General features: G+C 72.3%; 11 protein-coding genes. 1 reads left to right on the top strand and 10 read right to left on the bottom strand.

Annotated elements, in window-relative coordinates; all coding sequences use genetic code 11:
• Positions 1 to 90: 90 nt before the first annotated feature.
• From ACF07N_RS22645 to ACF07N_RS22655, 3 genes are all read right to left on the bottom strand, one after another.
• Positions 91 to 936 carry an inositol monophosphatase family protein gene (locus ACF07N_RS22645; protein ID WP_392115704.1) on the bottom strand — a complete coding sequence of 282 codons (846 nt, stop codon included), beginning with the start codon at positions 934 to 936 and terminating at the stop codon, positions 91 to 93.
• Between the two features lie 93 nt (positions 937 to 1,029).
• Positions 1,030 to 2,856, bottom strand: coding sequence for a gamma-glutamyltransferase family protein (locus ACF07N_RS22650; RefSeq protein WP_392115707.1), 1,827 nt, complete (start codon positions 2,854 to 2,856; stop codon positions 1,030 to 1,032).
• 119 nt (positions 2,857 to 2,975) lie between these two features.
• Positions 2,976 to 4,241, bottom strand: a complete 1,266-nt coding sequence (locus ACF07N_RS22655; protein ID WP_392115710.1) for a cation:proton antiporter — start codon at positions 4,239 to 4,241, stop codon at positions 2,976 to 2,978.
• 323 nt (positions 4,242 to 4,564) lie between these two features.
• Between ACF07N_RS22655 and ACF07N_RS22660 the strand changes: the two genes are divergently transcribed.
• The gene (locus tag ACF07N_RS22660; RefSeq protein WP_392115713.1) at positions 4,565 to 5,233 is read left to right on the top strand and encodes a hypothetical protein; all 669 of its coding nucleotides are present in this window, start codon (positions 4,565 to 4,567) and stop codon (positions 5,231 to 5,233) included.
• Between the two features lie 28 nt (positions 5,234 to 5,261).
• On the opposite strand, the gene ACF07N_RS22665 is transcribed toward ACF07N_RS22660, so the two are convergent.
• The 7 genes from ACF07N_RS22665 to ACF07N_RS22695 form a co-directional block, all read right to left on the bottom strand.
• Complete coding sequence (locus ACF07N_RS22665; protein WP_392115716.1) at positions 5,262 to 6,782, bottom strand: NCS1 family nucleobase:cation symporter-1; 1,521 nt, start codon at positions 6,780 to 6,782, stop codon at positions 5,262 to 5,264.
• Positions 6,783 to 6,914: 132 nt separating this feature from the next.
• Positions 6,915 to 7,937: a TIGR03842 family LLM class F420-dependent oxidoreductase gene (locus ACF07N_RS22670; RefSeq protein ID WP_392115719.1), complete on the bottom strand. Its 1,023-nt coding sequence runs from the start codon at positions 7,935 to 7,937 to the stop codon at positions 6,915 to 6,917.
• A gap of 11 nt (positions 7,938 to 7,948) precedes the next feature.
• Positions 7,949 to 9,334: a dihydropyrimidinase gene (gene hydA, locus ACF07N_RS22675; protein WP_392115722.1), complete on the bottom strand. Its 1,386-nt coding sequence runs from the start codon at positions 9,332 to 9,334 to the stop codon at positions 7,949 to 7,951.
• 91 nt (positions 9,335 to 9,425) lie between these two features.
• Complete coding sequence (locus ACF07N_RS22680) at positions 9,426 to 10,268, bottom strand: nitrilase-related carbon-nitrogen hydrolase (RefSeq protein ID WP_392115725.1); 843 nt, start codon at positions 10,266 to 10,268, stop codon at positions 9,426 to 9,428.
• Between the two features lie 155 nt (positions 10,269 to 10,423).
• A complete protein-coding gene (locus tag ACF07N_RS22685) occupies positions 10,424 to 12,019 on the bottom strand; it encodes a PucR family transcriptional regulator (protein WP_392115728.1) in 1,596 nt (531 codons plus the stop codon).
• Between the two features lie 25 nt (positions 12,020 to 12,044).
• Positions 12,045 to 13,331, bottom strand: coding sequence for an aspartate aminotransferase family protein (locus ACF07N_RS22690; protein WP_383580400.1), 1,287 nt, complete (start codon positions 13,329 to 13,331; stop codon positions 12,045 to 12,047).
• Positions 13,328 to 14,170, bottom strand: coding sequence for a nitrilase-related carbon-nitrogen hydrolase (locus tag ACF07N_RS22695; protein WP_383322009.1), 843 nt, complete (start codon positions 14,168 to 14,170; stop codon positions 13,328 to 13,330). Before ACF07N_RS22695 ends, ACF07N_RS22690 begins: the two co-directional genes overlap by 4 nt.
• Between the last annotated feature and the right edge of the window lie 12 nt (positions 14,171 to 14,182).

Raw genomic sequence — 14,182 nt, forward strand, 5'->3', positions numbered from 1 at the left:
TCGGCTGCGGACGACCGGTTTGCGACGGTGACCCGCCGTCCGCGCACACGCATGGTCATCACCTGTGCGCACCACGCAACGATTCCGCCGTCACGCGCCGCCCGCCAGGAGGGCCGCGATCCGGCGGGCCGTGGCCGCGTCGCGGGCCGCCGTGAACGGCAGGGCGTTGCCGCCCGTGATGCGGAACGGCTCACCGGTCAGGGTCAGATGGGCGCCGCCCGCCTCCTCGACGAGGAGCAGACCGGCCGCGTGGTCCCACGCCGCCTCCCAGGAGAAGGCCGTGGCGTCGGACTCGCCGCGGGCGATGGCCAGGTACTCCAGGCCGGCCGAGCCGCACGCGCGCGGTGCCACGCCCTCGGTGCGCAGGGCGAGCAGGGCGTTCTTCTGCTCGTCCGTCGTGTAGTCCGGGTGGGAGGTGGCCACGCGCAGGTCCCGGCCGGGCTCGGGGACGCCGGCGAACAGCCGCTCGCCGTCGAGATAGGCGCCCTTGCCCCGCTGGGCGGTGGCGAGCCGGTCGCGGGCGGGCGCGTAGGTCCAGGAGGCGAGGAGCGTGCCGCCCTGGGCCAGTGCGACGAGCGTGCAGAATCCGGCCTCGCCGCGCACGAACTGCCGGGTGCCGTCGACCGGGTCGACGATCCAGACCGGCGCGTCGCCGCGGATGGCCTCGTAGGAGGCCGGGTTGGCGTGGACCGCCTCCTCGCCCACCACGACCGAGCCGGGCAGCAGGGCGACCAGTTCCTCGGTCAGGTACAGCTCGGCCTTGCGGTCGGCGTCGGTCACCAGGTCGTGCGGCCCGGCCTTCTGGTCGATCTCGTGCGCGGCGAGCCTCCGCCAGCGCGGCAGGATCTCCGTCGCGGCCGCCTTGCGGATGGCCTCTTCGACGCCGGAGGCGTGCTGGACGAGAAACTCTTCGATGGTTTCGTTGCTGTCGATCACCCCTCCATCACAACACGCGCCGCTGACAATCCCCACCCGCCGGGTGCACCCCGGGCGGCAGGACGGTGAACTCCGCCGGGCGCGGGGGCGCGGTCACCGGCCGACGGCGTACCCCTGCATGCCGCGCGGGTTCGCCGCCGCCGACAGCACACCCGTCGACGGGTCCCGGGCGACCACGCAGAGGCGGCCCTCCGACCAGGGGTCGCCGACGGTCACCTCGTGGCCGCGCCGGCGCAGCTCGGCGACGACCGCCGGGTCGGTGCGGGCCTCGACGGTCACGCTGCCCGGGCGCATGCCCCGGGGGTAGAAGGAGCCGGGGAAGCTGTCGTTGTGCCAGTTCGGGGCGTCGATCGCGCCCTGCAGGTCGAGACCGCCGCGGACCGGGGGGCGCAGCGCGAGGGCCAGGAGGAAGTGCAGCTGCCACTGGTCCTGCTGGTCTCCGCCGGGCGTGCCGAACGCCAGGACGGGCACGCCCTCGCGCAGGGCCATCGACGGGGACAGGGTGGTGCGGGGGCGGCGGCCGGGGGTGAGGGTGCTCGGCAGGCCCTCCTCCAGCCAGGTCATCTGCAGCCGGGTGCCGAGCGGGAAGCCGAGTTCGGGCACGACCGGGTTGGACTGGAGCCAGCCGCCGCTGGGCGTGGCCGCGACCATGGTGCCCCAGCGGTCGACGACGTCGAGGTGGCAGGTGTCGCCCCGGGTGCTGCCGTCGGGGAGGATCTCCGGCTCGCCGGGCACGGGCGAGGTGGGGAGCTTCGCGACCGTCGGCTCGCCGGCGCCGAACGCGTCGAGGCCCGCACGGGCGGCGGCCCCGCGCGCGTGGGCGCTCAGGCGCGGGGTGCGTCCGCCCGGGCTGCCGGGCCGCAGCCGGTGCTCGGCCCGCTCGCCGACGAGGGCGCGGCGGGCCGCGTTGTACGGGGCGGACAGCAGGTCGTCGAGGGGGACGTCGGCGGCGTCCCCGTACCAGGCCTCCCGGTCCGCCATGGCGAGCTTGCAGCCTTCGACGAGGAGGTGGACGTACGCGCCCGAGCCGTACGGCGGCAGCTCGGGCGGGAGCAGGGCCAGCTGCTGGAGGAGGAGCGGGCCCTGGCTCCAGGGGCCCGGCTTGCACACGGTCCAGCCGTTGAAGTCGTAGGTCGCGGGTGTCTCGTAGCTCGCGGACCAGGTGGCGAGATCGGCGGCGGTGAGGGTGCCGGTGTGGCGGGTGCCGCTGGTGTCGAGGGTGGGGCGGGCGGCCTGCCGCACGAGGGCCTCGGCGATGAACCCGGCGCGCCAGACCTCCCGCGCCGCGTCGATGCGTGCCTCCCGGTCGCCGGCGCCCGCGGTCTCGGCGAGCAGGCGTTTCCAGGTGGCGGCGAGCGCCGGGTTGCGGAACAGCTCGCCGGGGCGGGGCGGCTCGCCGCCGGGCAGGTAGACGTCCGCCGAGGAGGTCCACTCGGTCTCGAAGAGCTCCCGCACGGTCTCGACGGTCCGGCCGACGCGCTCCACGGGCGCGTGGCCGTGCTCGGCGTATCCGATGGCGTACTTCAGGACGTCGTCGAGGGTCTTGGTGCCGTGGTCGCGCAGCAGCAGCATCCAGGCGTCGAAGGCACCGGGCACGGCGGCGGCGAGCGGCCCGGTGCCGGGGACGAGGTCCAGGCCCAGGCCGCGGTAGTGCGCGGCGCTCGCCCCGGCCGGTGCGACGCCCTGCCCGCACACCACGCGTACCTCGCCGCCGTGCGGGGCGAAGAGGATCGGCACCTCGCCGGCCGGTCCGTTGAGGTGCGGCTCGACGACGTGCAGCACGAAGGCGCCCGCGACGGCCGCGTCACAGGCGTTGCCGCCGTCCTCCAGCACGGCCATCGCCGACTGCGAGGCGAGCCAGTGGGTGGTGGAGACCATGCCGAAGGTGCCGGTCAGGGTGGGGCGCGTGGTGAACTGCATCGTCGACCTCGGTGTCGTGGACGTCGGCCGGCCCGGGAGCGGGCCGCCGGGGGGGGCAACAGGAGAACACGTACGGGACCTTCTCCTCCCCAGGGCCCCCTGCCGCTCATGCCTGCCGCCTAGGGGCCGCCCGGTGCGGCGCCGTCGCGCCGCCGGTCAAGGTGCCCGATGGCCGGCGTCGCCATCACGCCGTGCAGGACCACCGAGATCACCACGGTGAGGGCCACCGCCGCCCACAGCTCCCGTGCCAGTCCGTCGAAGGAGTCCTGCCCCAGCGCGTAGGCCAGGTAGAACAGCGACCCGATCCCCCGGATGCCGAACACGGCGATCACGGCACGCTCCTTCCTCCCCGTGCCGTTGCGTACCTGTGCCAGCCATCCGGTCAGCGGCCGTACGACCAGCAGCACGAGCACACCCAGCACCGCGCCCCTGGGCGTCAGGGCGGACAGGGCACCGGCCACCAGGTAGCCGCCGAGCAGGAACAGCAGCACGGCCGTGAGCAACCGCTCGATCTGCTCGGTGAACTCGTGCAGCACCTTGTGGTAGCCGTGGCTGCGTTCGGCGGCCCGGATGACGCAGGCGGTCACGAACACGGACAGGAAGCCGTAGCCGTGCAGCACCTCGGCGATGCCGTACGACACGAAGGTGGCCCCCAGCGCGACGAAGCCCTCCATGTGCTCGGACAGCCGCAGCTCCGGGGTGCGCACCCGGAAGAACATCCACCCCAGCAGCCAGCCGACGCCGCCCCCGACGGCCAGCCCGACGGCACACCGGCCCAGCAGGTCGCTCAGGGCCCACGAACCGATCCACTCCGCCGACCATCCCGTCCCGGCCGCCGCGGCGAGGGCGACGGCCGCGTAGACGAACGGGAAGGCGAGGCCGTCGTTCAGTCCGGCCTCGCTGGTCAGGGAGAACCGCACCTCGTCCTCGTCCCGTTCGCCTTCGAGCGGCTCCCCCACGCGCACCTCACCGGCCAGCACGGGATCCGTCGGCGCGAGCACGGCGCCCAGCAGCAGCGCGGCGGCGGGCGGCCAGCCGAGCAGCCCCCAGGCCAGCAGGGCGACGACCGCCACGGTCAGCGGCATCGTGACGCCCAGCAGCCGCCAGGCACTGGACCACCGGCGCCATCCGAAGGGCCGGTCGATCGCGAGCCCCGCCCCCATCAGCGACACGATCACACACGCCTCGGTGGTGTGCTCGACCCAGAGGCGGTCACGGACCGGATCCACCGCCGGCACACCCACCGGCAGCAGTTCGATCAGGATCCCCGCGGCGAGGAAGACCATGGGCAGGGACAGCGGCCGTCTGGACACCACCCGGGGCAGCACGGCCGCCCCCAGCGCTCCCAGTCCCAGACAGACGTAGACCACGTCCGAAAGCGTCACTGCGGCCTCCCGCCCGGCACGATCATCATCATCAGGCCAGGCGTGTACCCCGTTCGCACCGGTGCCCTCGCCCGGACATCGTCCGGTGTGGGATCAGCGCCGGTGCCGGCCGCTCGCGGGACGGGCTCCGCCCGGCGCCCCGCGCAAATCCCCCACTCCTCAGCCAACCCGCCGAAATCGCGGCGGTCCTCACCGAGGCGCCGTCACCGCGCGGCCACGCAGCGAGTTCGCCCTTCCGCCCCACAGGGAGTCGTGTGAAACTGTCGTCCCGTCCGCCGTGCGGACCCGTTCCGCACCGTCCGTTCCCCCACGAGAAGGGCGCCGTGCGTTCCCTACCCCTGCCTCTCGCCCTGACCGCACGCCTGTCCCCGGTGGTCGTGCTCGCCGCGGCGGGCTGGGCGCTGTCGTCCGGTCCGCTCGCCGCGCCGACGGCCGCCGAGCCCGGGCCGGCCGAGGAGAAGACCGAGACCCAGTCCGCCGCCACTCCCTCGACCTCGACGGAGTCAAAGACGTACGAGGCGGCGCCCGCGCCGTGCGAGAGCGTCGCCGAGAAGACGATCGAGTCGCTGGTGCCGGGCGCCAGGACGGCCGGCAAGGAGATCCCGTCCACGGACGCGAAGCTGCGCCGCACCTGTTCGTGGAACGCGCTCAAGGGCTACGACTACCGCTGGCTCGACGTCTCCTACGAGGTGATGGCGTCGGACGAGGCGGCCGAGAAGTCCTACCGGGAGCAGCTGGAGCGCAGGAGCGGCGGCGGGGCCGTCCCCGGTCTGGGGGACAGCGCGTACTCCGTCGTGAACCTCACCACCGAGGACAAGCAGCAGACCCGTGAGGGCGTCGTGGTCGCCCGCGCGTCCAACGCGCTGGTGACGATCACCTACAACGGCAGCGACTTCGAGTCCAAGAAGGCGCCCGGCACGGACACCATCAACAAGGGCGCCATCAGGGCCGCGAAGGAAGCGGTGGCCGCGCTGGAGAGCGAGAAGGGCTAGCGTCCTCCGGCGCGGCGGTCACCGGAGTTCAGCGGGCCGCGCGGCCGCGCGGCGCCATCAGCAGCAGGTACAGCAGCATCGACGTGCCGAGGCCCACGGCCCAGCCGTAGTCGGCCAGATCGGCGAGTGCCGGGACGGGACGGCCGTCGACGAGCGGCTTGAAACTCGCGCCGCCGACGGCGAGGACGCCTCCGGCCGCGAAGGCGACGACGGCCCGCCAGTTCCAGCCGCCCTCGTACCAGTACCGGCCGCCCGGGCGGTAGAGGTCGGCGAGGTCCAAGCGGGAGCGGCGCAGGATCCAGTAGTCGGCGATGAGGATGCCGGCGACGGTGCCGAGCAGACCGCCGACCAGGCCGAGCCAGGTGAAGATGTAGCCCTGCGGGTCGGAGTACAGCTTCCACGGGAAGATCAGCACGCCCAGGACGCAGGTCGCGAGGGCGCCGGCGCGGAAACTGATACGGCGGGGCGCGATGTTGGAGAAGTCGAACGCCGGGGAGACCAGGTTGGCGGCGACGTTGACGGACAGGGTCGCGACCAGCACGGTGACCAGCGCGAAGAGCAGGCCGACGGTGTTGTCGGTCTTCGCCGCGAGCTGGACCGGGTCCCAGATGGCCTCGCCGTAGACGGCCTGGCTGCCGGAGGTGACCATCACCGACAGGAACGCGAAGAGCGTCATGGTGGTGGGCAGGCCGAGGGCCTGGCCCCAGGTCTGGGCCTTCTGGCTCCTGCCGTAGCGGGTGAAGTCGGGGATGTTCAGCGACAGCGTGGACCAGAAGCCGATCATGCCCATGAGCGCGGGGGCGAACAGCGTCCAGAAGTCGGCGCCCCAGCCGAGCTTGGAGGGCTGGTCCAGCAGCGGTCCGAAGCCGCCCGCCTTGTCGCTCATCCACCACAGCATCACGAACGCGCCGACGAGCACGAAGGGCGCCGCCCAGTTCTCGAAGCGGCGGATCGTCTCCATGCCGCGGTAGATGATGACGACCTGCAGCGCCCAGAAGATCGCGAACGACAGCCACATGGTCCAGGCGTAGCCGCCGACCTTCGCGGCGTCCGTCCAGCCGCTGCCGATCAGCTTCCCGGCCAGGAAGTAGATGGCCTCGCCGCCGATCCAGGTCTGGATGCCGAACCAGCCGCAGGCCACCAGCGCGCGCACGACGGCGGGCAGGTTGGCGCCGCGGATGCCGAAGGAGGCCCGGGCGAAGACCGGGAAGGGTATGCCGTACTTGGGTCCCGCGTGCCCGGTGAGGAGCATCGGTATCAGCACGATCACGTTGGCGAGGGCGATGGTGAACACCGCCTGCTTCCAGTCCATGCCGACGGCGATGAGCCCGGAGGCCAGGGTCCAGGAGGCGGTGTTGTGGGCCATGCCGACCCACAGCGCGGAGAAGTTGTACGTGGTCCAGGTGCGCTGGGCGACCGGGACCGGCAGCAGGTCCTCGTTGGCGTAGGGACCGCTGGGCACCGGGGCGCCCGGGGCGATCTCCACGCGGCCGTCGGCGCGGGTGACTTGGGTGGTCGGGGGTGTGGCCGTGGGAGCGGTATCGGTCATGGGCCGGGCCAATCGGGAGGCGGGACGGGAATGGCCGTGCGGGTGATGCCGATGGGGGGGTGCGCCCGGGGGCGTCCTGCTCCCCCTTCCCGGGCCGGGGGAAGGGGGAGAGCGAAGGGGTTCGGGGAGGCTTCAGCCGTTGACGGCCGGGATCACCCGAGATCCGTAGGCGTCGATCACGGCCTCCTGCGCGTCGTGCATGTCGTACACGGCGAACTGGTCCACGCCCAGTGCGCGCAGCGCGTTCAGCTTCTCGATGTGCCGCTCGGCCGGGCCGATCAGGCAGAACCGGTCGACGATCTCGTCGGGCACGAACCGGGTGTCCGGGTTGCCGGCCCGGCCGTGGTGGGAGTAGTCGTAGCCCTCGCGGGACTTGATGTAGTCGGTCAGTTCGCCGGGGACGGCGGCCGAGTGCTCGCCGTACTTGGAGACCAGGTCGGCCACGTGGTTGCCCACCATGCCGCCGAACCAGCGGCACTGCTCCCGCGCGTGGGCGAGCGCCTCGGGCGAGTCGTCCTCGGTGACGTAGGCGGGGGCGGCCACGCAGACGGTCACCTCCGACGGGTCGCGTCCGGCGGCGACGGCCGCGTCCTTCACGGCCTTGACCATGTACTCGGTCAGATAGAGGTCGGCCAGCTGGAGGATGAACCCGTCCGCCTCCTCCCCGGCCATCTTCAACGCCTTGGGACCGTACGCGGCCATCCAGACGGGCAGTTCGGCGTCCGGCTTGATCCACGGGAAGCTGACGACGCTGCCGCCGCCGAGGTCGGCCTCGCGGCCGCTGCCGAGGGCCCGGATGACCCGCATGGCGTCGCTGATCCGGGCCAGGGTGTTGGGCTTGCGGCCGGCCACGCGCATCGCGGAGTCGCCCCGGCCGATGCCGCAGACCGTGCGGTTGCCGAACATGTCGTTGAGGGTGGCGAAGGTGGAGGCGGTCACCTCCCAGGTGCGGGTGCCGGGGTTGGTCACCATCGGCCCGACCTTGAGTTTCGTGGTGTTGGCCAGGATCTGGCTGTAGATCACGAACGGCTCCTGCCACAGCACGGCGGAGTCGAAGGTCCAGCCGTGGGTGAAACCGTTGCGTTCCGCGCGCTTCATCAGGCTGATCACCCGCGAGGCCGGCGGGTCGGTCTGCAGGACGAGTCCGAAGTCCATCCGCACCACTCCTAGTTGAGGTACTGACAGGTGGAACGCGGGGTGAAGACGCCGTGTCCGGCGTGCCCGGTGTACTCCCGCTCGGTGACGACGGGGACTCCGCGCGAGAGCACCGTCTCGACCCGGCCGGTGACCCGCCGGCCCTCGTACGCCGAGTAGTCCACGTTCATGTGGTGGGTCTCGGCCGAGATCACCTGCTCGGCGTGCGGGTCGTAGATCACGACGTCGGCGTCGGCGCCCGGGGCGATGGTGCCCTTCTTCGGGTACAGGCCGAACATGCGGGCCGGGGTGGCGCAGGCGATCTCGATCCAGCGGCGGCGGGAGATGTGCCCGTCGACGACGGCCTGGTGGAGCAGGTCCATCCGGTTCTCCACGCCCGGCAGGCCATTGGGGATCTTGGAGAAGTCGCCGCGGCCGAGGTCCTTCTGGCCGGTGAAGCAGAAGGGGCAGTGGTCGGTGGAGACGACCTGGAGGTCGTTCGTGCGCAGCCCCTGCCAGAGCCTGGCCTGGTGCTCACGCGGCCGCAGGGGCGTGCTGCACACGTACTTGGCGCCCTCGAAGCCGGGCTCGGCGAGGTTGTCGGTGGACAGGAACAGGTACTGCGGGCAGGTCTCACCGAAGACGGGCAGTCCCTCGTCGCGGGCCCGGGCCAGTTCGGCGACGGCCTCCATCGCCGAGACGTGCACGACGTAGAGGGGCGCGCCGGCGACCTGGGCGAGCCGGATGGCGCGGTGGGTGGCCTCGGCCTCCAGCAGGGCCTTGCGGACCTCGCCGTGGTAGCGCGGGTCGGTCTCGCCGCGGGCCAGGGCCTGTTCGACCAGGACGTCGATGGCGATGCCGTTCTCGGCGTGCATCATGATCAGGCCGCCGTTGTCGGCGGAGCGCTGCATGGCGCGCAGGATCTGGCCGTCGTCGCTGTAGAAGACGCCCGGGTAGGCCATGAACTGCTTGAAGGAGGTGACGCCCTCCTCCACCAGCAGGTCCATCTCCTTGAGGGTGTCCTCGTTGACGTCGGAGACGATCATGTGGAAGCCGTAGTCGATGGCGCAGTTGCCCTCGGCCTTGGCGTGCCAGGCGTCGAGGCCCTCGCGCAGGGCCTGCCCGACGCTCTGCACGGCGAAGTCGATGATCGTGGTGGTGCCGCCCCAGGCGGCGGCGCGGGTGCCGGTCTCGAAGGTGTCGGAGGCGAAGGTGCCGCCGAAGGGCAGCTCCATGTGGGTGTGGGCGTCGACGCCGCCGGGGATGACGTACTTCCCGGTGGCGTCGATCGTGCGGTCGGCGGTGAGGACTCCGGGCGCGGCCAGGGCGGCGATCCGGCCGTCTTCGATCAGGACGTCGGCGTGGACTTCGTCGGAAGCTGTGATGACGAGACCGCCGTGGATCAGTGTTCGGGTCATCGGGCGCTCCTCACTGTGGATGCGTGCGGGTTCGTCGTGGCTGGTCGCGCGCACGCGGCGGCAGCCGCATGCCGCATACGGCCCCGCGCCCCTAGGGGGCCGTCAGCGGGCCGTAGGCTCCGGGCGCCCGGTCCCGGTAGAACTGCCAGCGGTCGCGGACCTCGCGGAGTGTGGCCAGGTCCAGGTCGCGGACGACCAGTTCGGGCTCCTTGTCGCTCGCCACCTCGCCGACGAACTGGGCCTCCGGGTCCACGAAGTACGAGGTGCCGTAGAAGTCGTTGTCGCCGTACTCCTCGACGCCGACCCGGTTGATCGCGCCGACGAAGTACTCGTTGGCGACGGCCGCCGCCGGCTGTTCCAGCTGCCAGAGGTAGCCGGACAGGCCCCGGGAGGTGGCCGAGGGGTTGAAGACGATCTCGGCGCCCGCGAGGCCGAGGGCGCGCCAGCCCTCGGGGAAGTGCCGGTCGTAGCAGATGTAGACGCCGACCCTGCCCACGGCGGTGTCGAAGACGGGCCAGCCGGAGTTGCCGGGACGGAAGTAGAACTTCTCCCAGAAACCCTGGACTTGAGGGATGTGGGTCTTGCGGTACTTGCCGAGGTAGGAGCCGTCCGCGTCGATCACGGCGGCGGTGTTGTAGAGGACGCCGGGCTGCTCCTCCTCGTACATCGGCAGCACCAGCACGAGGCGCAGTTCCTTCGCGAGGGCCTGGAAGCGGCGGACGATCGGGCCCTCGGGGATCCGCTCGGCGTACGCGTAGAAGGCCGGGTCCTGCACCTGGCAGAAGTACGGGCCGTAGAACAGCTCCTGGAAGCAGAGGACTTGGGCGCCCTGCGCGGCTGCGTCGCGGGCGGCCTGCTCGTGGACCTGGATCATCGACTCCTTGTCGCCGGTCCAGGCGGTCTGGAAGACGGCGGCGCGGATCACTCGGCTCATCGGGACCTCCGGTCGCTCGGTGTGCCGTGAGCCTAGGAAGCCGGGACGTCCGGTTTGAGTGGCACCATGTCACGTCCGGGGACGTGCGGCGTGCCACCGTGTCACTCTCGAACGGTCTCATGTTTCACCGCCGTTTTCCCAGGTGGTTGCGTGTTTCACTGCTGTTGCGCGTCGTGCGCGAGGAGCGCGATGTGCACCGAGGCGGCCTGCTCGAAGTCGTCGAGGTCGACGCCGAGCCGGGTCTGTATCGCTTCCAGGCGCCGGTAGAGGGCCGGCCGGGAGACGTGGTGGAGCTGGGCGGTGCGGGACTTGTTGCGGCCGGTGGCGAGGTAGGTGCGCAGCACGGACAGCAGCTCCTCGTCCGCCGCGCACAGCAGCCCGTCCAGCTCCCGCTCCGCGAACGACTGCACATGCGGGTCGTCGCGCAACAGGCGGATCAGGCCGCGCAGATGGACGTCCCTCAGGCGGACCACCGGCGGCAGGTCGAGGACCGGGGAGGAGCCGGCGACGGCGTCCGCGACGTGCTGCGCCTCGAGCAGACCGGTGGGCACGTCGTCCCAGGCCGCGCGCGGGTCGGCAGCGGCGACGACGGTACGGGCCGTCCCGGACTCCGTGCGCAGCCGGGTCGCGAAGTGCGCGGCGAGGGCGGCCGCGTCCTGGTCGTGGGGCAGGCTGAGCAGCACGGCCGTGGCCCCGTCGGCCAGTTCGGCCACCAGCCCGGGCAGCCCGAGCAGCCGCAGCAGCCGTTCGAGACGGGCCGGGTCTCCGTCGCGGACGACCAGCGGCACGAACGTCCGCCGGTTCACCGGAAGTCCGGCGGCCCGCGCCCGGGGCAGCAGCTGCCGCGCCGGCACGACGCCGCTGACCAGGTCGGTCAGCAGGCTCTGCGCGGACTGCTCCTCCCAGGAGCCCGCGGCGGCGCCGGCCAGCATGCGGTGCAGGACGAGGGCCTCGGCGGCGCGGTCGGCCAGCAGCCGTCCGGTGGCGGTGTCGCCGCGGTAGCCGCACAGCACGATCCGGCCCCAGCGCTCCCCGCGCCCGCCCAGCTCGGCCCGGATCCAGCCGTCGCCCCCGGCACCGCCCGTGCCGGAACGGCCCGGGCGGTGCCCCCATGCCTGCCGGGCGATGCGCTCCCAGTCGCGCAGCACGTCGTCGACCGCGGGCCGCTCCCCCGCCGTGCCGAGGACGCGGTGGGCGAGGTTGGTGACGACGACGGGACAGCCGGCGTGCCGGGCGACCTCGTCGAGCAGCCGCTGCAGCGGTGCGCCCGCGGTGATGAGGGCGGTCAGTTCGGTGCGGACGGCCTCGGAGAGGCTGACGGCGGCGAACTTGCGCCGCACCAGCCGCGACTGCACCTCCTCGGTCAGCTCGGCGAAGGGGAAGGGCCGGTGCAGCACGACCATCGGCAGCCCGCAGCGCTCGGCGGCCCGGCGCATCACGTCCGGCGGGGAGGGGAAGGCCCGGCCGAGTCCGAGGACGACCGCCGCCGCCTCGGCGCGGTGCAGTGAGCGGACGTAGTCGGCCTGCTTGTCCTCGTCGCCGACGAGCAGCACGCCGGTGGTGAGGACCATCTCGCCGCCGCTGAGCATGACGCCGACGTCGGCGGCCTCGGCGACGTGCACCCACCGCACGGGCCGGTCGAGGTGGCTCGCCCCGGCCACCACCTCGGGCTCCCCGGCGAGGACCCGTTCCAGGGTGAGGACCTGCCGGACCGACAGGGCCGGTTCGAGGGAAGCCGAGGCGATGGTCATGTGAGGTTCCCTTGTCCGTGTACCGCTACAGGACGCTCCTCAGAGCGTTCTCGAGGATCGCGGCGCCCTCCTCGGCCTCCGCGACGTTCAGGGACAGCGGCGGGGCGACGCGCAGCGCGCTGGTGTTGTGGCCGCCGCCCTTGCCGATCAGCAGACCGCCCTCGCGGGCCGCCTCCAGGACGGCCGCCGCGGCCGCCGGGTCGGCCTCGTCGGTGCCGGGCCTGGTGATCTCGATGCCGATCATCAGGCCGCGCCCGCGGACCTCCCGCACGGCCGGGACCTGCGCGGCGGCGGCCCGCAGCCGTTCGATCAGCAGACCGCCGACGCGCCGCGCGTTGCCCTGGAGGTCGTGCTCCAGCAGGTAGGTGAGGTTGGCGAGACCCGCCGCCATGGTGATCTGGGTGCCGCCGAAGGTCGAGATGCTGTTGGAGTCCAGGCAGTTCATGATCTCGGAGCGGGCGACGACCCCGCCGATGGACATGCCGTTGCCGATGCCCTTGGCGAAGGTCATGATGTCCGGCGGCCCGTGCTGCCCGTGCGCCTGCCAGCCCCAGAAGTGCTCGCCGGTGCGGCCCCAGCCGGTCTGCACCTCGTCGGCGATCCACAGGATGCCGCGCTCGTGCAGCACCTCGCGGAAGGCGGCGTAGAGGCCGTCGGGGGGCGAGGTGAAGCCGCCGACGCCCTGGATGGGCTCGGCGATCAGCGCGGCCGGCGGGCGGGTGTGGCCAAGCAGGTCGACCAGGTCGTCCACGCAGGCCGCGACGAAGTCGCCGTCGCCGAGCGCGGCGTACGGGCCCCGGGTGCGGACGCCGCCGTGCACGTAGAGCGTCTGGAGCGGCGACAGCGAGGTCGGGGACCAGCCGCGGTTGCCCGTGATGCCGACGGAGCTGAAGGAGCGGCCGTGGTAGCTGTTGCGCATGGCCAGGATCGTGTTGCTGCGCCGGTACGTCGTGGCCAGCAGCAGCGCGGTGTCGTTGGCCTCGGTGCCGGAGGTGGTGAAGAACACCCGGGCGTCCGGGATGCCGCTCAACTGGGCGATGCGCTCGGCGAGTTCCACCATCGGGCGGTTGAGATAGAGGGTCGAGGAGTGGATGATCCGCCCGGCCTGCTCGCTCACCGCCTTGGTCACCTCGGGCAGCGCGTGCGCGGTCATGGTGGTGAGGATGCCGCCGAAGAAGTCGAGGTACCGGTTGCCCTCGGCGTCCCAGACGTGGCGGCCCTCGCCGTGGGTGATCTCGATCGGGTCCTCGTAGTAGAGGGCGAGCCAGTCGGGGAGCACGGCCCGGTGGCGGCCGAGGAGGTCGTGGGTCACGGCCGCACCAGCCCTTCGTAGGCGTCGGGGCGGCGGTCGCGGTAGAAGGCCCACGTCTGCCGCACCTCCTCGATGAGGTCGAGGTCGATGTCCCGGACCACGAGTTCCTCCTTGCTGTCGCTGGCGACGTCCCCCACGAACTGCCCGCGCGGGTCGACGAAGTAGCTCGTGCCGTAGAAGTCGTTGTCGCCGTACTCCTCCTGGCCGACGCGGTTGATCGCCGCGACGTAGTACCCGTTGGCGACGGCCGCCGCGGGCTGCTCAAGCCGCCACAGGTGGGACGAGAGGCTGCGGTGCGTGGCGGAGGGGTTGTAGACCAGCTGGGCCCCGGCCAGGCCCAGCTCCCGCCAGCCCTCCGGGAAGTGGCGGTCGTAGCAGATGTAGACGCCGACCCTGCCGGCCGCCGTGTCGAAGACGGGCCAGCCGAGGTTGCCGGGCTTGAAGTAGAACTTCTCGCGGAAGCCCTTCAGCTGGGGGATGTGGTGCTTGCGGTACTTGCCGAGGTAGCTGCCGTCGGCGTCGATCACGGCCGCGGTGTTGTAGTAGAAGCCGGGCTGCTCGGCCTCGAACACCGGCGCGACGATCACCATGCCGGTCTCGCGGGCCAGTGCCCGCATCCGCCGCACGGTCGGCCCGTCGGGGACGGGCTCGGCCCAGCGGTAGTGCTCCGGCTCCTCGACCTGACAGAAGTAGGGGCTGTTGAACACTTCCTGGAACCCGATGATCTTCGCGCCCCGGCGGGCCGCCTCGCGGGCGTGCTCCTCGTGTTTCGCCACCATGGACTCGGTGTCGCCGGTCCAGGTGGCCTGGACCAGGGCGGCACGTACGACGTTGGCCATGAGCTGCTCCTT

This window comes from Streptomyces sp. NPDC015242, from assembly GCF_043079125.1.
Lineage (GTDB): Bacteria > Actinomycetota > Actinomycetes > Streptomycetales > Streptomycetaceae > Streptomyces.